General features: G+C 43.1%; 9 protein-coding genes. 1 reads left to right on the top strand and 8 read right to left on the bottom strand.

Features of this window, described 5'->3' with window-relative positions:
- Positions 1-8 precede the first annotated feature (8 nt).
- From treY to treZ, 5 genes are read right to left on the bottom strand one after another with little or no spacing between them, the layout of a single operon-like run.
- Entirely contained in the window at positions 9-2,708 is a 2,700-nt protein-coding gene (gene treY / locus ACUNWA_RS02410) for a malto-oligosyltrehalose synthase (protein ID WP_445590285.1), read from the bottom strand.
- A gap of 15 nt (positions 2,709-2,723) precedes the next feature.
- Positions 2,724-4,736, bottom strand: a complete 2,013-nt coding sequence (gene glgB / locus ACUNWA_RS02405) for a 1,4-alpha-glucan branching protein GlgB (RefSeq protein WP_445590284.1) — start codon at positions 4,734-4,736, stop codon at positions 2,724-2,726.
- Between the two features lie 28 nt (positions 4,737-4,764).
- A complete protein-coding gene (gene treS / locus ACUNWA_RS02400) occupies positions 4,765-8,091 on the bottom strand; it encodes a maltose alpha-D-glucosyltransferase (RefSeq protein ID WP_445590283.1) in 3,327 nt (1,108 codons plus the stop codon).
- 11 nt (positions 8,092-8,102) lie between these two features.
- Positions 8,103-10,097, bottom strand: a complete 1,995-nt coding sequence (locus ACUNWA_RS02395; protein WP_445590282.1) for an alpha-1,4-glucan--maltose-1-phosphate maltosyltransferase — start codon at positions 10,095-10,097, stop codon at positions 8,103-8,105.
- Between the two features lie 6 nt (positions 10,098-10,103).
- Positions 10,104-11,930 (bottom strand): malto-oligosyltrehalose trehalohydrolase, encoded by a 1,827-nt coding sequence (gene treZ, locus ACUNWA_RS02390; protein WP_445590281.1) that lies wholly within the window; start codon positions 11,928-11,930, stop codon positions 10,104-10,106.
- Between the two features lie 321 nt (positions 11,931-12,251).
- On the opposite strand from treZ, the gene glgX reads away from it, so the two are divergent.
- Positions 12,252-14,393, top strand: coding sequence for a glycogen debranching protein GlgX (gene glgX / locus ACUNWA_RS02385; RefSeq protein ID WP_445590280.1), 2,142 nt, complete (start codon positions 12,252-12,254; stop codon positions 14,391-14,393).
- A gap of 34 nt (positions 14,394-14,427) precedes the next feature.
- On the opposite strand, the gene ACUNWA_RS02380 is transcribed toward glgX, so the two are convergent.
- Genes ACUNWA_RS02380 through ACUNWA_RS02370 form a run of 3 tightly spaced genes read right to left on the bottom strand, consistent with a single transcriptional unit; the run spans position 14,428 to position 18,517 of the window.
- Positions 14,428-15,660 carry an efflux RND transporter periplasmic adaptor subunit gene (locus tag ACUNWA_RS02380; RefSeq protein WP_445590279.1) on the bottom strand — a complete coding sequence of 411 codons (1,233 nt, stop codon included), beginning with the start codon at positions 15,658-15,660 and terminating at the stop codon, positions 14,428-14,430.
- Between the two features lie 5 nt (positions 15,661-15,665).
- The gene (locus tag ACUNWA_RS02375) at positions 15,666-17,153 is read right to left on the bottom strand and encodes a TolC family protein (protein ID WP_445590278.1); all 1,488 of its coding nucleotides are present in this window, start codon (positions 17,151-17,153) and stop codon (positions 15,666-15,668) included.
- Between the two features lie 20 nt (positions 17,154-17,173).
- Positions 17,174-18,517 (bottom strand): ABC transporter permease, encoded by a 1,344-nt coding sequence (locus tag ACUNWA_RS02370; RefSeq protein WP_445590277.1) that lies wholly within the window; start codon positions 18,515-18,517, stop codon positions 17,174-17,176.
- Positions 18,518-18,523: the final 6 nt, after the last annotated feature.

Here is an 18,523-nt window from a genome sequence, read left to right as displayed (position 1 = left end):
ATTTTGATCTATGCATCAACCTTGCCATCACTTCTTAAAAAGCCAAAATGACTCCGCGCGAAAAGAGCGCTAGCTTCCAGCTTATTGGTATTCTTAAAAAAATCTTTGGTGAGAACGTTTTCCCATTCGAGCAGCTTCAATTCGGGCAGCAAAAGCCAGGTATCTTCCCAGTTGCAATCGGCTGGTAGGGCGGCCGTGTTAAGTGGCAAAACGATCAACAAATGATCATCCTCAAAATGACGGCAAAATGCAATCAAGTGTTTTCTGTATTTGCCTTCAACTTCGACCGGCACATAACTGCCTTTCAAAAAAAGATTTTCGTGCTCTTTACGTTCTTTCAATGTCAGGTACGTCAGCCATTGTTTGATGTGCCCATTGTCAGCCCGCTGCAATAATTTTTCTGCAAAACCGAAAACATCTGATTGACTGCCACGAATCAGCTCATCCAAATCATCATCTAATTGCTCATAGTCCACCGAATTGCGGTTGTCCGGGTCAACAAAACTAAGGTTCCACCGCTCGCAGCCTTGATACGTATCCGGAATTCCGGGGCACGTGTTTTTCAAAATAAGCTGGGTGAGCGAATTGATGATGCCGTGAGGAATGACCTCTTTCATAAAAACGAAGAAATGTTGCGAAAATTCGCTGTTGGATGCTGCAATTTTCTGAATAAATTGCAGCGTTTCCTCCTCATAGTTTTCATCCGGATCACTCCACGAAGAATGTACTTTTGCCTCGCGCAAAGCTTTGACCAGATAGTCCTGCAAACGCGTTATAAATAATTGATCAAACGTTCCATCCATCGGAGAATGAGCACAAAGCACCTGGTAAATAAAATACTCATCGTTGGCCGTTGGTATTTCTTTTTCTCGGTCAAAAACTTTATGCATCTTATTCATCCTGCGCCAGCTTCTGGTAGCATCTTTCCACTTTTCAGGAATGTCACTGAGCACATTCAAGCGGGCACGGGCATCCTCTCCACGCTTGGTGTCGTGCGTTGAAGTGGCATTCAATGTCAGTGGATTTCTTTCCTGTCGTTCTTTCATTAACTGATGAAAAGTTTCGGTGTGAATACCGAAGTAGCCGGGCGAATCTCCCACCTCGTTATGACCGATAAACGGATTGTAGGAATAGAACGCCGTATCTTCAATTCCTTTAGCCATTAGCGGCCCGGTAAATTGCATGCAATGCCTGAAAAAGATATCAATCCGTTCAATTTCCTTCTCACTTTTGATATCAGATAACAAGAATAGCTTTCGCAAAACCTCCAGCGAATTTTCAAAGCCTTTATTTGCCCTAATAGCTGAATCAATAATGGCATTGACCTGTTGTTTTTCGCTTTTTGAGAAGCTGGATGGGGCTTGGTAAATTTTATAAACCGGACAAAACACCAAAAACTCGGCCAATCCATCTCTCACATTTTGCTCATTTATTTCTGTCTCTGCCACTGTTTTGATCGACAAACACTCCTGAGTCAAATTATCCAACTCACCTTTAAACCGATTATAAAGGATAAACCGATTTTTCTTATAAAAAACATCCCGGTATTGGTCTGTTTTTTTGATCCAGTCGCTGTAGTAGGAGTAAAAAACCGGTCCCTTCTCCGGATTGGTCAGTAAATTATTCACCAGTCCTAAAAAATCATAGCCGGTTGTTCCCTCCACCGGCCAGTTTTCAGGTATTTTTTCATCTTTTTCAAGAATTTTTTCAACAGTGATATGAATTGTTTCTCCACTTAATTCCCGCAGCCGCTGCAGGTATTCGGATGGGTTAAACAAACCATCAATGTGATCGACCCGAATGCCATCGACCTGTTTTTTTTCGATCCACTTTTCAATTAGCTCGTGGGTCGCTTTAAAGACATTCTTATTTTGAATATTCAGGCAAATCAATCCGTTGATGGTAAAAAACCGACGGTAGTTAATCAACCGCTCGGTTTCTTTCCAATATGTTGGCCGGTAAGATAAGTTTTCCAGCACGACCTTCATCTGCTCGGAATTGGCATTGACAATAGACAAACAGTAATTGATGTGATGAATGACATCGGGGTTTTCCACAGAAAGAGCAGACAGTTTTTGCTTGTTCCTATCCCATGGTAATTTCTCCATATCAAACAAGAAATCATGAATCTCGCCTGGAATTTTTAAATCATCAACCGGAATCAATAAAAGTGGGTAAGCATTCTTTGAAAGTGGATATTCATTTTCGAAATACTTCAAATGAAAGCCGTTTTCATCAAAATGAATCGACAACTCGTGGTCATCAATTAATTGTACCAGAGGCTTCCCGAAAAAGGGTAACATTAGCTTGCCCTGCAATTTGTCATTAGGATGGTTCAGCTGAATATCAAAAAACTCCAAATAATCCGACTCATCCCCTCTTTCCAGCAAATCTGCAATCCATGGATTTTCAGCCGAATAAGCCATGTGGTTTGGAACGATGTCCTGCAGCCAGCCCATACCACGCGCATGCAGCTTTTCAACCAGTCGCTCAAGATCATCATCTGTCCCCAATTCTTCATTCAGCCGCAACGGATTGGTTACATCATAGCCATGCATGCTTCCACGCACAGCCTGAAAAACAGGAGATGCGTAAATTGTTTTGATCCCAGTCTTATCCAGGTACTGAATTATTTTTTCCGCATCGGCCAGCGTGAAATCCTTATTAAATTGCAGGCGATAAGTAGAGCCCGGATTATATCGTGTCATAGCTTTTGGTCGTTATTACTCCTGCGAAAAATAAATGATTCCCAAAGGAGGAATTAAAATATTGATTGACTGCTCCTCTCCGTGATACGGTACCGGATTGGCTTCAACACCTCCGAAGTTCCCCATACCGCTTCCTCCATATTGAGTGGCATCACTGTTCAAAATTTCAACCCAGCGGGTATCATCAGGCACTCCAACCCGGTAATTGTAACGAGGAACCGGAGTAAAGTTTACAATCACCAATACATGCTGCTGCTTTTGCTTGTCGTATCGAACAAAACTGAGAATGGAGTTTTGCGAATCATTGGCGTCAATCCATTTAAAACCATCCGGTGAAAAATCCTGTTGGTACAAGGCCGGAAAACGTTTGTAGACGCTGTTCAGGTCTTTCATAAAAAACTGTAAGCCAGAATGGGTATCGTGATCAAGCAAATGCCAGTCGAGACTGCTCTTGTAATTCCATTCTTTCCATTGTCCGAATTCCATTCCCATGAAATGCAGCTTTTTACCAGGATGGGCAAACATGAACCCAAATAAAGTGCGAAGGTTGGCAAACTTTTGCCACACATCTCCCGGCATTTTATCAATCAAACTACCCTTTCCGTGAACCACTTCGTCATGCGACAACGAAAGCATAAAATTTTCATTGAATGCATACATGATACTAAATGTCATCTGGTTGTGATGATAACTGCGGTAAACAGGTTCGTGCTCGAAATAACCAAGGGTATCGTGCATCCAGCCCATGTTCCACTTCATCCCAAAACCGAGTCCGCCGGTATACACCGGGCGTGTGACCATTGGCCAAGCGGTGGATTCCTCGGCGATGGTTTGCACATCTGGAAATTTTGTATAAATCGATTCGTTCAGATCACGTAAAAATCGAATGGCATCCAGGTTTTCGCGGCCTCCATGTTCGTTGGGGATCCACTCCCCTTCTTTTCGCGAATAATCAAGGTACAGCATCGATGCCACTGCATCCACACGAATACCGTCAACATGAAAACGATCCAGCCAACTGTGGGCACTACTGATCAGGAAATTACGGATTTCATTTCTTCCATAGTTGAAGATGTAACTACTCCAGTCCGGGTGATAACCTTTGCGGGGATCCTCGTGCTCAAACAAGTAAGTACCGTCAAAAAAATGTAATCCATGCTGATCGCCCGGAAAGTGTGAAGGCACCCAGTCGATGATAACTCCAATATCGTTTTGGTGCATGACATCAACAAAATGCATAAAATCATCAGGTGTGCCAAAACGGCTAGTTGGAGCAAAAAAGCCAACCACCTGGTACCCCCATGAACCTGAAAATGGATATTCGGTTACCGGTAAAAGCTCAACATGAGTGTAGCCGAGTTCTTTCACGTAAGCACTTAATTGGATGGCCAACTCGTGATAATTCAGCGGGCGCATATCTTCTTCAGGTTTGCGACGCCACGATTCCAGTTGCACCTCATAAACGGAAAACGGACTGTCGAGTGCATTATTCTTTTTTCTTTTCTTCATCCATTCGCCGTCATTCCATTGGTAGGCATACTCCCAAACCACAGAGGCTGTTTTGGGTGGTTGCTCGCTGTAAGTTCCGACGGGATCTGACTTTTCAACCTGGTAATTATCGTATTTCGAGGTAATGAAATATTTGTAGGCCTCACCTTGACCAATCCCTGGAATAAAGCCCTGCCATATTCCGGATTCATCTTCGCGAAGTGTCAACAAGTGCGAACTTTTGTTCCACCCGTTAAAATCACCGATAACTGAAACCGTTTGGGCATTGGGCGCCCAAACCGCAAAGAAAGTTCCCAGTTTGTTATCGTGTTCTAAAATGTGAGCTCCTAACTTTTCGTGTAGTGAAAAATGCTTCCCTTCCCTGAACAGATAAATATCATACTCAGTAATATAGTCAGACACCTCCCAAACCGCGGCTTTGCCAACCTTGTCAGTTTGCTGAACCGCCGGACGATCGGACCTTTTTGTAACTGGTTCTTTATTTTTTGCCTTTGAAGTTTTATTTTGCTTTGCACTCATATCTCTATCGTTTATTGATTTTCAGATTCTAACTGGGTTGATTTGATTCCACCAAATCATGCAGGATTTTCTTTAATCCGTTCAGCGGAATATGCAACCAGTCGGGCCGGTTATTAAATTCATAATCTGCTTCATAAATGGCTTTTTCAATGGTGTACACCGAAAGTAGATTGTGTACCTGCCTCTCCTCGCTTGGAATGAATGAGGCATCGCCCGCAGTTGCTAAATAACTACTAATAAATACATCATACACGATTTTATACCACGCTTCCAACCAGGGCTGAATAAAATCGGTATTGCCGGCAATTTTTGTTTTGCTTTCCAACTGCGACATATAGATGGCATAGTGGAACGACCGCAACATTCCGGCAACATCTTTAAACGGGCAATATTTCAAGCTTCGGGCTGTTAATGACCGGGTGGGCTCTCCTTCAAAATCAATGATCATGAAATCCTTTCCGGTAAACAATACTTGCCCGAGATGATAATCGCCATGCACCCTAATTTTAGATGAATGAATTTTTTTCTGGTCCAGCGTTTTCTTGATGGTGGACAACAACAAACCCTCATTGGCAATAATGTCGTCAATCAATGCCCGCTGGTCTTCATCCAGCTTCTTTTTTGATGATTTGATGTCATTCATCGTTTGCTTAATCAAGGTTCGGAATGACTGATAAAGCGATTTTTGATATAACAGCGAGAATGGTTCTTCTACAAAATCTTTCTTGTTTTTCACCGACGCCAATGCCAGATGCATTTCGGCTGTCCGCTTCGCCAATAATTCAACCATCTCGATGAAGAAAGGACCGAGCAAGTCTCTCATTTTCTCCTCGCCTACATGTTCAATCAGATCATCTTTCTCGGAATAGCCACTCATCAATTCCTCCTTACCAGACCAAATACTGTCGAAAAAGCGTTCAATGGCTGATTCGGTAAACTCCCAAGCATTTCCTTCATTCGGAACAAAATCTACCATAATTCCCAAGGGCAAATTTTCCATTCCCTTGGCACGATACTCCAAGGAGCCAGCGTAAGTTGGAAAATTTTTGAACGATGTATTTTCGGTCAGGGTCTTGATAATATCCAACTCCGGATTATTCCCTTCTTCGGGGCTTCGGTACATTTTGAAAAAGAAGTCACTTTGGTACAAGAATGATGTATTGGACTGTTCAGCTGCCAGTACTTTTGAAGGCAATGGAAGCTCATCTTTATTTATTTTTATACTTAAATTTTTACTGGCAAGTCCAACAATTGAACCACTTTGATTGCTAATCTTTCCGCGTTGGTATATGATTCTAAAAATACTGTCTCGTACTTCCTTGTCATACGAACCGTCAAACATAACACCTTCGTGCCCATCAACCTCTACATCAACAACCACCGCTTCGGGGGTTTTATGCTTGACATCGAAAACTTGGTCTCCGGTTGCAATAGAAAGCGGAATAACATAGTGTTCATCCTTGCCCTCAATGTATTGAATTTCAACTAGCAGAATATATGATTTCAGTTCATTATCGGTAAACGGGATGGTTTGACTAATCTCAATCTTTTTAATTTGCTTTGATTTTCCTCGAAACCAACGGCTTTTAGTTATATACTCTTTAAGTAAGGTTGAAAGTGAGGCTTTCGTTTTCTTGTCCATCTTGTTCCAGTCAGCCGATGATAGTGACATGCTGAATTCCGGTGAAAGACCATCAAGCTGTTTATCTTCGTGGGGTTTCGTTAGCTCAAACCAAAAATAGTTTTTGAACTGTAAAGGAAACATGTATGGATCTTCACTAATCTGAGCAAATTCATTTCTACTAAACACCTCTGTCGGCACATAACCTTCAAACTCAGAAAGATCGAGTTGTGCTTGCTGCGAATATCGGGACAGGTTGATAATCACCAGTATTTTTTCTTCTTCGAAACTTCGGGTAAAGGCTAATATTTTATGATTATTCGTATCGATAAACTCAATATTTCCGCGGCTAAAAGCCTTATATTCTTTCCGTTTAGCAATTACGCGGCGCATCCACCAAAGGAGGGAAGACGGATTTTTCTGATGGTTTTCGACATTGATGAATTCGTAATGATAGTCGTGATTAAAAATTACGGGTAGAAACATGCGCTGTGGTTCAGCGCTTGAAAAACCAGCATTTTTATCGGAGGTCCACTGCATGGGTGTACGAACGCCATCGCGGTCACCCAGGTAATAATTATCTCCCATTCCAATTTCGTCGCCGTAGTAGATGATTGGTGTTCCAGGCATCGAGAACAATAAAATATTCATCAGCTCAATGTTCTTCCGGTCATTATCGAGCAAAGGAGCCAATCGTCGGCGAATTCCAAGATTTATTCGTTGTTTTGGATTTTGAGCAAACGCTTTATACATGTAGTCCCGCTCTTCATCCGTTACCATTTCAAGGGTTAACTCATCATGGTTACGCAGGAAAATTGCCCACTGGCAAGAATCCGGGATTTCCGGTGTTTGCTCCAAAATATCGATCAGGGGAAAACGGTCTTCCATGCGCATCGACATATACAAACGCGGCATTAATGGAAAGTGAAAATTCATGTGGCACTCATCACCCTCTCCAAAATACTCCGAGGCATCATCAGGCCACTGGTTCGCTTCAGCCAGTAACATTTTATCGTCGTACTTCTCATCAATATGAGTTCTAAGTTTCTTTAGAAATTGATGTGTTTCCGGTAAGTTTTCACAATTGGTATCTTCTCGTTCATACAAATATGGAACAGCATCCAATCGTAAGCCATCCACACCTATTTCGAACCAGAAATCGAGTACCTTGGTTACTGCTTTGTGCACAGTCGGATTATCAAAATTCAGGTCAGGTTGATGTGAGTAAAACCGGTGCCAATAATAGGCTTTAGCTACCGGATCCCATGACCAGTTAGAGATCTCAAAATCCTGAAAAATAATCCGGGCATCTTTGTATTTTTCCGTGGAGTCATTCCAAACATAAAAGTCACGATAAGCACTTCCTGGCTTTGCCCGTCGGGCTCGTTCGAACCATTTGTGATCGCTTGACGTGTGATTTAAAACCAGCTCAGTAATAACCCGTAATCCTTTTTTATGCGCCTCGCGAATAAAGCGCTTAAAATCGGCCATCGTACCATAATCCTCATGAATACTGGTAAAGTCAGCAATATCGTATCCTCCATCTTTCAACGGCGATTTGTAAAACGGAAGCAGCCAAATTGCAGTGACCCCTAACGATTGCAAATAGTCGAGTTTTTGAATCAATCCCTTAAAATCGCCAATTCCATCTCCATCACTATCTTTAAATGAGCGCACATGACATTGGTAAATAATGGCATCTTTGTACCATCGCTTATTATTTTCGTTTTCCATAATTTTCGTTTTTACATGAAATAGTCGAAATCTTTCTCTGAACGGACTTTACGCCGCACCTTAAAAATCTGTACTGGCATAATTCCAGGGTTAATCTCTACATAATTGTGATCGCCATTCCACAAATAATAAGCACCACTCAACAAGTCGTGCACCTGAAACGGAACATGCTGATCCATTTCAAATTCCTCGAGTGGAAACCTGATCCAGCCGGAATGGGTATGATGGGGATCGAGGCTGACAACAACCAAAATAATATTGCTCAAATCATCTGTTGTCTTGCTAAAACAAACAAGTGCCTCATTTTCGATATCATGAAACTTCAGGCTATGCGTATTTTGCAGTGCCTTATTTTCACGCCGAATCATATTTATTCGCTTAATAATTTTTTGCAAATTATTCTGCCGGCTGAAGTCCCAATTTTTAATCTCATATTTTTCCGAGTTGAGGTACTCTTCCTTTCCTGGTTTTGTCGGCGTGTTTTCCATCAATTCAAAAGCAGGACCATAGATTCCATAGTTAGAGCTCATGGTAGCGGCCAGTGCCACACGCTGTATAAACCCGGCCCGATTGGTCACCTGCAAAAACTCGGGCAATATGTCGGGGGTGTTGGGCCAGAAATTCGGTCTGAAGAATTCGCGCACATCGGTGTCAACCAACTGTTTGCAATAGGTCGTTAAATCATATTTGGTATTTCGCCAGGTAAAATAGGTGTACGACTGGGTAAACCCCTGCTTGGCTAGGTTGTACATGACCTTGGGACGAGTAAAAGCTTCGGATAAGAAGATGACATCCGGGTGTTCCTTTTTGATCTCCTGAATCGTCCAGCCCCAGAAACGCATGGATTTGGTATGTGGGTTATCTACGCGAAAAATTTTAACTCCTTTGTCAATCCAAAACGTGAAAACGCTTTTCAGTTCCTCCCACAAGTTTCGCCAGTCATCTGTTTCAAAATTCAAGGGGTAAATATCTTGGTATTTTTTGGGTGGATTTTCAGCATATTGCAAGCTGCCGTCCGGACGGTGTCTGAACCACTGTGGATGATCTTTCACATAGGGGTGATCCGGAGAGCACTGAAAGGCAACGTCCATGGCAATATCAATTCCTTGTTCTGCTGCTTCATGAATCAGCTTTTGAAAATCATCCATTGTTCCCAGTTCCGGATGAATGGCTTTATGACCTCCTTCTTTTCCGCCAATAGCCCATGGAGATCCGGGTTCTCCAGGCTCTGCTGTCACCCGGTTATTTTTACCCTTTCGGTTGGTTTTTCCAATCGGATGAATTGGGGGCAAGTAAAGCACATCGAATCCCATATCAGCTACGTATGGCAAAAAATTGATCACGTCGTTGAATGTTCCGTGCTGTTCGCCATCGGGATTTAATGACCGTGGGAAAACCTCGTACCAACTACTGAAATTTGCTTTTAAGCGCTCCACACTAACTTCAAACTCTTTTTCAGCTTGTGATACTTGCTTTTTTAATGGGTAATTACTCATCACCTGGGAAAGGCGCTGACTGAGAATGGCATCAATCCGATCTTCCAATGGGTCTTCCTTGTTTTCGAACTCGCGGATTGTATTTTTCAGAAAGTCTTCATCTTTAGCCGAAATTTCAGGGTCACTTTTTAGTGTTTCTCGGATAAGCTCAGCACCCACCAGCAAATCAACTCCATAGTCGGTTTGGGCATCAATGCGCTTAAGAATGTCGCGGTGCCACGATTTAAAATGGTCAACCCATGCGTTTACTGTATAGTAGTATGATCCAAGCTTTGAAACCTGAAATTCGCCCTCCCACCGATCATTTATCAACTGTCTCATCGGTGTGGCATGCGCTTGTTTTTCGTTCTGGTAACGGTATAGAACCTCAGCGTTCAGCACATCGTGACTGTCGCAAAAAATATCGGCAGTAACCTTGACCTTATCTTTAATAACGCGTTTTATGGGAAATTCACCACAGTTGATTTGTGGTTTTACATTTTCAATAATTACTCGTTGTAGACCATTCATAATCAATTAATTTGAATATATTAAAATTGCCTCTTTTGTCAGTTTTACTTTATCCCCCCCGGAAACTTGTTGTGGACTTTCTTCGCCTGGCCCCTTCCACTGCTTTGCCGATGAGTCAACCAATTTGTTCAATTGTCCGCTCATCGTTTCGGGTACTTCAAACTCGGTCGGCTGTTGATCGAAATTCATAAAGACCAGTATTTGCCGGCCTTCCTGCCACCGTCGCAGTGTAAAGCTTTTCCCGGTATTCGTTATTTTTAAGTTGTCCTTATCTGGAAGCCGAAGAACCGGATTCGTTTTCCGAAGGCGAATCAATTCCCTGTAAAAAGCATGCATGGCTCGTCGCTCTGAGTTGGCATGAATGTTCCAGGAAAGTTTTGACTGTTCAAATGTTTCACGAGAAGCCGGATCAGCCACTTCTTCCTGGTCATCGAAAAACTTCTTAAATTCATTCTTTCGACCCTCTTTGACCAACTGATTCAATTCCGGATCCAAATGACTGACGAAATAGTAAAAAGGGTTTCGCTCGCCATACTCTTCACCCATGAACAGCATCGGAATATTGGGCGACACCAACATTGCCCCCGCCGCCAGCTTAGCCATTTCAAAACCGCTAAGCGAAATCAGCCGTTCGCCATGCTTCCGGTTTCCAACCTGATCGTGATTTTGACTAAAAATTACGAACTGCTCACCTCCACTGTTTTTTGTTGAGTTACCATAGGTCTTCTTTCTGTATTTCGAATACACCCCATCAAAGACAAACGCTTGCCTGATCGCTTTAGACAATTGTTCAGGTTCTCCAAAATCTTCGTAATAACCTTTTCTGTCGCCTGTTGCCAACACATGTAAAGCATGATGAAAATCATCCGACCATTGTGCATTCAGGCCATAACCTCCTTTCGAAAAAGGGGAAATGTAACGGACGTCATTCAGATGGGACTCAGCAATCAAATAATAAGATTTGCCCGTTTTCGTGGTTAATTCTTCCAACTTTCCTGCCAACTGTTTCAAAATGTGTTCGGCACCAAAATCGAAAATGGCATGCACCGCATCCAACCGCAGTCCATCCATGTGAAAATCACGACACCACATCACTGCATTTTGAATAACATAATTTCGAACCTCATCTGAATGAGCACCATCAAAATTCAATGGTTCTCCCCAAGGTGTGGAATATTTTCCCGAAAAGTAATGCCCAAAATTGGACATATAGTTGCCCTCTGGTCCAAAATGATTGTACACCACATCCAACATAACAGCCATCCCTTTGCTGTGGCAGGCATCTACCAGTCTCATCAGTTCTTTGGCACCGCCATACCCCTGATGCACAGCAAAAGGATAAACACCATCGTACCCCCAGTTACAGAAGCCACTAAACTGTACAACCGGCAGTAATTCAATGGTATTAACCCCTAAATCCAGCAGATAGTCCAATCTTGAAATAATCCCCTCAAAAGTGCCTTCAGGAGAAAAAGTCCCGGTATGCAACTCGTACTGAATCATTTCTCCAAGTGGAATATTCTCCCATTTATTGTCTGTCCACTCAAAGCTATCCAGGGCAATCACTTCCGAAGCTTCGTGCACACCTTCAGGCTGCGCAAGAGATGCTGGGTCGGGAAACGCGTGCTGTCCATCCAACTCGTACTTATAGCGGGTTCCGGGAGAAGCGTCAGGAACAGTTACCGACCAATAGCCATATTGCTGCTGATTCATCGGCACCTCAGATTGTGGAAAATCAGTAACAAGTGTAACCGATGAAGCCTTTGGAGCCCATAAATTGAACGTAAAGCCTTTGTCTTTTGAACGTACTGGAAAGATTGTTTTTAGTGTCATAGATATCGTTATTTACAAATTGTCTTTTTACGACGCCATCTCAAAAAACAAACTGCACATGACCTGCTGAATTACACGGCATTAGATTTAATCCGACATTGTGGATTCTATTTCAGGAAACAAGTGTTAGCACAAATATTCGTTCTTAATTTTCGGTTCATCAATAAGCGGCCTAACACGTTTGTCTTAAAAACTTTGTTCGTCTTTTAACTTCTTTTGTTTGTGGCACGATTATTTATTTATCCACCATGGTTTCTAATTTTTCAGATATCCAGGCCCAACAGCTTGTACACTCTTTTAATAATCAATTCGCATACCAAAATGAAAAAATATAGGTCACAAGTCTTACCCGGAAAACCGTATCCACTAGGAGCAACTTATGATGGCAATGGAGTCAACTTTGCTATTTTTAGTGAAAATGCGACCAGCCTAAAATTGTGTCTGTTCCATTCAGCAAGGGATGAGCACGAATATGCCCAGGTTGATTTTGATGAAGTAACTGACTACGTTTGGCACCTCTATTTGCCAGGGATTAAACCCGGACAGCTCTACGGATATCGGGTGTACGGAAGATATCAGCCTAAAACAGGCATGCGGTTCAACTCGCAAAAGCTTTTAATTGACCCTTATGCAAAAGCTATTTGTGGACGGATCGATATTCATGAGAGCATGTTTGATTATCGTTTAAACCCCGAAGCAAAAAAACCAACACCTAAGAAAAACATTGACGACAGTGCTTTTAAAATGAATAAATGCGTGGTTATTGACACCAGTTTTGACTGGGAAGGCGTTCAAAAACCTAAAATCGCCATGCACAATTCAATTATCTACGAATTGCATGTCAAAGGCTTTACAGCGCAGCATCCCGATATTCCTGAAGAAGAACGGGGATCATACAAAGGATTGGCAAACCCGAAAATTATCAATTATTTCAAAGAGCTGGGGATCACCGCTATCGAACTGATGCCCATCCATCATTTTGCACACAATAAATTTCTGCTGGATAAAGGGCTGAACAATTACTGGGGGTACAATACTATTGGGTATTTTGCTCCTCACGCCGAATACAGTGCATCTGATTCGCAGGGAGATCAGGTTATTGAATTTAAAGAAATGGTGAAAGCCTACCACAAGGCAGGTATTGAAATAATCCTCGATGTGGTTTACAACCATACAGCCGAAGGAAATCATTTAGGTCCAACATTAGCATTCAGAGGTATTGACAATGAGAATTATTACCGACTTGAACCTGAAAATAAATATTACTACACCGACTACACAGGAACGGGCAATACGCTTAACATGCTCAATGCAAGAACCCTGCAACTCGTAATGGATAGTTTGCGCTATTGGGCCAATGACATGCAGGTGGATGGTTTCCGTTTTGATCTGGCATCAACTTTAGCACGAGGATTATATGAGGTCGGTAAACTGTCAACCTTTTTAGATACCATTCATCAAGACCCGACTATTTCTCAGCTCAAACTGATTGCTGAGCCGTGGGATTTAGGTGAAGGAGGCTATCAAGTTGGAAACTTCCCCGTATTGTGGGCTGAATGGAATGGAAAATACCGTGACTGCGTACGTAAATTCTGGCGAGGCGATGAAAGCCAGGTAAGCGAATTGGCTTTCCGGCTAAGCGGCAGTAGCGATTTGTACGAAGACAATGGGAAAATGCCTTCGTCTAGTATCAATTTTGTGACGGCGCACGATGGGTTTACTTTACATGACTTGGTCAGCTACAATAATAAACACAATGATGCTAATCTGGAGGATAGTATGGACGGGGAAAGTCATAGCCTGAGCTGGAACAGCGGCGTTGAAGGACCCACCGACGATGAAGAGATTATTCAACTTCGGGAGCGAAGAAAACGAAGTTTCCTTGGAACCTTACTATTAAGCCAGGGAGTACCCATGATCAGTCATGGCGATGAATATGGCAGGACACAGTATGGCAACAACAATGTTTATTGCCATGATAACCAATTGACCTGGATGAACTGGGATTGGGATGAAAATCAACAAAAGCTTTTTGAATTCACAAAAAAAATTATCCATATCCGCAACAACCATCCCGTTACACATCGACGTCGTTATTTCAAAAATCGCCGAATTCAAGGCGAAGGCATTAGAGATATCCGTTGGATAAATACCGATGGTATTGACATGAGCCAGGAAGAATGGGATACCAGTTTTATCCGGGGAATGGGTATGTTGCTCAACGGTGAATTGATGAAAGAGATTGATGAAAATGGCAAGGTGCTGGGAGAAGATATTTTGCTGATTCTAGTAAACAGCTTTTGGGAACCCATCTCATTCACCCTGCCTCACGAAGGATTAAACACCGACTGGGAAGTCCTGGTCGACACCTACCTGCCTCTCAAAGATCTACCTCCCAAACAAGTTTCCAATGTTTTTGAAATAGGAGGAAGATCCTTGGTCTTGCTAAAAAACATCAAATAACAGATGATCCGGCTCTTCCGCAAAACCAAGCATTCTATAGCATGTCTTCGGGAGGATGCATCAGGATTCGATCTCCTTCCTGCAGGCCTTCCAACACCACAGTCATCCCCTTATTTTCAGCACCCAGCTCAACCGGCTGCTTGGTAATTTTACCACCATGCTTCAGAAAAACAATACGCTGCAAACTATCGGTATAAACGGCTTCGAGCGGAATAATCGGTCGATCGTTATAATGCTCAAAAACAATATGATTGGAGCAAGTCATCCCGGGTTTTAACTCATCATCACTCTCATTAAAGCGTACAATCACTTTAAAAACCTTCATGTCAAACCCCTGATGGTCTTCGCCGATGGATGCAATGTAAACCACTTCGCCAGTGTACGATTTATTAGGTAAGGCGTCGATGGTGATGTTTACGCTATCGCCTTTACTGATTTTTGAGATGTCGATTTCCTTGACATAGGTTTCTGAAATCACCGTCGACATATCCGGGAGTGTTGCAAGCAGAGGCCGATACGTGCTGATTTCATCATCTTTCGAGTATTTCCGTCCACTCCAGTTGGTCCCGAACATGACAATCCCATCCTCAGGAGTGGTCACCCGGGTTGCGGCAATCGCTTTCTGATACCGGTCAATGAGATCATTCAACCAGTCCAGTCTTTTTTCGTGACGCTGAACCTGCATTTTCAAACGATTTTGCTCCAACAAATAGTCACGACGCTTCTTCTCGACCTGAATTTCGGCCTTCTGATAGGCCATTTGTGTTTTCCGCTGGTAAGCTTCCGACTCATATTTTGATTGCTCCAGATCAATTTTATTGTACTCTAGATCCAACTTCGAGTTAGTGATCCCCTCGCGCAACTGTGTCAAGCGAACAGTGCTGTCGATACGCGCATTTTTCAAGTCGGCATCGCGTTTCTCCTTCTCCTGCATACGATCACGCATTCGATTCGAAATCTCGGTTTGATCCAGCTGGGCAATATAATCGCCTTTTTTTACGATTTTACCCTCCTCAACCATATCAACAATTTTCACTTGCCAAATCCGAAGATCGCGATCGCGCATTTCCATCGGAATGTTGATTTCAGTTGCTTTTTCACCTTTTACTTCGCCCACACTTTCAATCACAGCATCCAGGCTTCCATTTTTAACAACATAATTTTTCCCGCCCGAGACAACCGTTTCTTCCAAGAGAAAGAACAGCGCGACTACCAGCACCACCAAGACAGGAATTCCTCTAATCAACAATTTCTTATTCTTCTTCATGTCTTTTAGTTTTCAAGAATTTGTTCATACTCTTCCGATAATGGTTGTCCCTCGGCAAAGTCAAAAAGTGTCAATCGGCGAATGGTATAATAATAGCGCCAGTAGGCATTCAGTGCCAGAACATAATCTTTACGGGCCCGCTCCTGATCGTTGCGCGCCTGATTCAGGTTGATGACATCCAGTTTCCCGATTAAGAAGCGCTGAAAAGCAACTTCAAACCCCTGTCGGGCAACGGTATCAGCCAAGGCCGCATTCCGAACCTGGGCACTTTGCAGGTTAAATTCCATCACCGTTTGTGCGATCTCCTGCTCAAAGTCAATGCGAGCCTGTCGAACAGTCGCTTTAACTACCTCGCGGCTGTATTCGGCCATTTGGTAGCGACCTTTGCGTCGTCCCCAGTCCACAATCGGAATATTCACTCCCAGGCGCACCCGCTGGCTTTCTCCCGGATTATCATACACATTCTTAAACTCATCCGAAGACTGATCGAGACCATACTGGGCAAAAATGCTGGTATTCAATCCAGTCTCCGACTTAGCCTCGGCTACTCGTTGGTCTTCCTGTAATAAGCGCTGCTTTTGATCCAGAATCTCCGGGTTATTTTGCAAAGCTTGCTCGATCGCTTCCCCTGCTTGAACCTCAAGCTTTGGAAGCTCACTGGGAACAGAACAAGAGATCTTCGTATCCTTGTCCAATCCTAAGAAAGAATTCAGGTTAGCCTGTGCGCGCAACAACTCTAAATTAGCTGTATTCAACCCCTGCTCGGCCTGTAACTGCCTCAACTGAAGGTTCAACAATTCATCCTGAGTAACCGTTCCCACCTGAAAACGTCCCTGTCCAATTTTGTATAAGGTGTCAGCGCTGGCTTTGTTATTCTCAGCAATCGACAGGTTGATCTCGGCCGACACCAAACTAAAGAATCGCTGAGTAGCTTTCATTGCAAGATTTTCACGAGACTCGATAAAGACTTTTTTGGCTTTCTCATATTTCAAAGGTTCAATTTTAGCCTGCCACTTCAAGCGATTATAGCCATTTAAATCCTGCTGGTAACCGATACTGATGGGCGTGGATTGATAGGAATCCTTCTGCCCGTCGCCCAGGTTTTTCACAATTCCCAAATCGGAACGTAGAAATAACCGACCACCGGTTAAGCCCACATTCTGGTTCAACGAAAGGCCAAAGTCTGAATTCAAATACTCGCGCTGAACGTATTCTTCCTCATTGGTTTGAAAATTATACTCCCGCGAACGGTAGCGGTTAAAATCCAAAGGCGTCGCACTCAGCGAGAGACTAGGAAGCCGGTCAGCCTTATAGTAACGATATTCCCAGTAGCTCGCCCGAAACATATTTTCGTTCCGAAAAGCATCGAGCGACTGCTGCGAGGCCAATTCAATGACCGCGTTCAGCGATAATTTCAAGTGCTGCTCCTGCGCCGATGAGCCCAGGGAGATCAATAAAAACAGGAGTATGGTGTAAATGTATTTTGATTTCATAATATATTAGTTATTTCAGGTTAATAACGGAGTGATTCTACGGGATCTTTTTCAGCAGCCTGCTTGGCCGGGAGATAGCCAAAAATAATTCCAACCGCAGCTGAAACACCAAAGGCAATAAAAATGCTAAAAAAGGAGACGATGGTTTTAATGTCAAACACGGCTGTAATAATCTGCGATAAGGCAACCCCCAGAATAATTCCGATGATCCCTCCAAAAACACTAATCAAGGTTGACTCAGACAGAAACTGAACAATGATATCTTTTTGCGAAGCACCAATGGCCTGACGCGTCCCGATTTCCCTGATTCGCTCCATCACCGAAGCCAGCATAATGTTCATAATTCCAATTCCACCAACAATCAACGAAATACCGGCAATAGCACCCAACACAACATTGAAAATATTTTTAGTCCGCTGCTGCTGTTTAAGCAGCAACTCGGGAATGGTTACCTCAAAATCATACATCTCGGAATGCCGCCGATACAACATACGCTTGACCACATTAGCCGTGGCACTCAATTGCTCGGTTTCTTTCACCTGAATGATAATCTTGCTGAGCTGGTTCAAATTTTTGTCCTCATCTGTTGATGCCCCGGAGTCATTCCCCTGGCGTGAATTTGCTCGCTCCACTTCATCGGCCCGAACCAATGACCGGTTTTTAAATCGAAGTAAGACGGTTTGTGCCGGAACAAAAATCTTGTTATCCGAACTACTGATCCCCATTTCATCGGATGCAGAACTGGTAAAATCGCGTTTTTCGACCACGCCAATCACTTTCAGCCAAATTTGTCCGCATTTAATGCTTTTACCAATCGGGTTTTCCTGATTGAAAAAAACATTCCGGATATTATCACCAATAATACACACCGGCTGTCCGAGTTCACTTTGTGTTCGGTTAAACACGTCTCCACTTTGTAAGTCAATGCTAAACACATCAAAATAACAGGCATCAACCCCTTCCAATACCACCGGGTTACTTTTGCCATTCAAAATGGCCGAGTAATTAAACGAAATGACCGGACTGACTTTATCCACAGCCGGTATAACGTCGGCAATGGCCTGGACATCCAGCAGACTCAATCCTTTGCTAAACTTTGAACGGGCCGAAGCACCTTCTTCTTCACCTCCCGATCCTTTACCATCAATACTCACAGCTGTAGGAGTCACCACAATATTATTGACCCCAACCATTTTAATTTGTTCCAGAATTTCCTGCTCGGCACCATTTCCGATGGCCATCATACTAATAACGGCAGCCACTCCAAAAATAATTCCCAAGGCAGTTAACATCGATTTTAAGCGGTTATCGAAGATTGCCTGAATCCCGATAAGCACATCATGAAAGTATCGTTCTATCCACATAGCACT

It is taken from the genome of Sunxiuqinia sp. sy24 (genome assembly GCF_052677165.1).
Note: the sequence above shows the minus strand (reverse complement) of the source record. Positions and strands in the feature narration are given on the sequence as shown.

Bases quoted from the DNA above. Each gene is read 5' to 3' on its own strand.
- treY (WP_445590285.1), bottom strand. From the start codon at position 2,708: ATGACACGATATAATCCGGGCTCTACTTATCGCCTGCAATTTAATAAG.
- glgB (WP_445590284.1), bottom strand. From the start codon at position 4,736: ATGAGTGCAAAGCAAAATAAAACTTCAAAGGCAAAAAATAAAGAACCA.
- treS (WP_445590283.1), bottom strand. From the start codon at position 8,091: ATGGAAAACGAAAATAATAAGCGATGGTACAAAGATGCCATTATTTAC.
- ACUNWA_RS02395 (WP_445590282.1), bottom strand. From the start codon at position 10,097: ATGAATGGTCTACAACGAGTAATTATTGAAAATGTAAAACCACAAATC.
- treZ (WP_445590281.1), bottom strand. From the start codon at position 11,930: ATGACACTAAAAACAATCTTTCCAGTACGTTCAAAAGACAAAGGCTTT.
- glgX (WP_445590280.1), top strand. From the start codon at position 12,252: ATGAAAAAATATAGGTCACAAGTCTTACCCGGAAAACCGTATCCACTA.
- ACUNWA_RS02380 (WP_445590279.1), bottom strand. From the start codon at position 15,660: ATGAAGAAGAATAAGAAATTGTTGATTAGAGGAATTCCTGTCTTGGTG.
- ACUNWA_RS02375 (WP_445590278.1), bottom strand. From the start codon at position 17,153: ATGAAATCAAAATACATTTACACCATACTCCTGTTTTTATTGATCTCC.
- ACUNWA_RS02370 (WP_445590277.1), bottom strand. From the start codon at position 18,517: ATGTGGATAGAACGATACTTTCATGATGTGCTTATCGGGATTCAGGCA.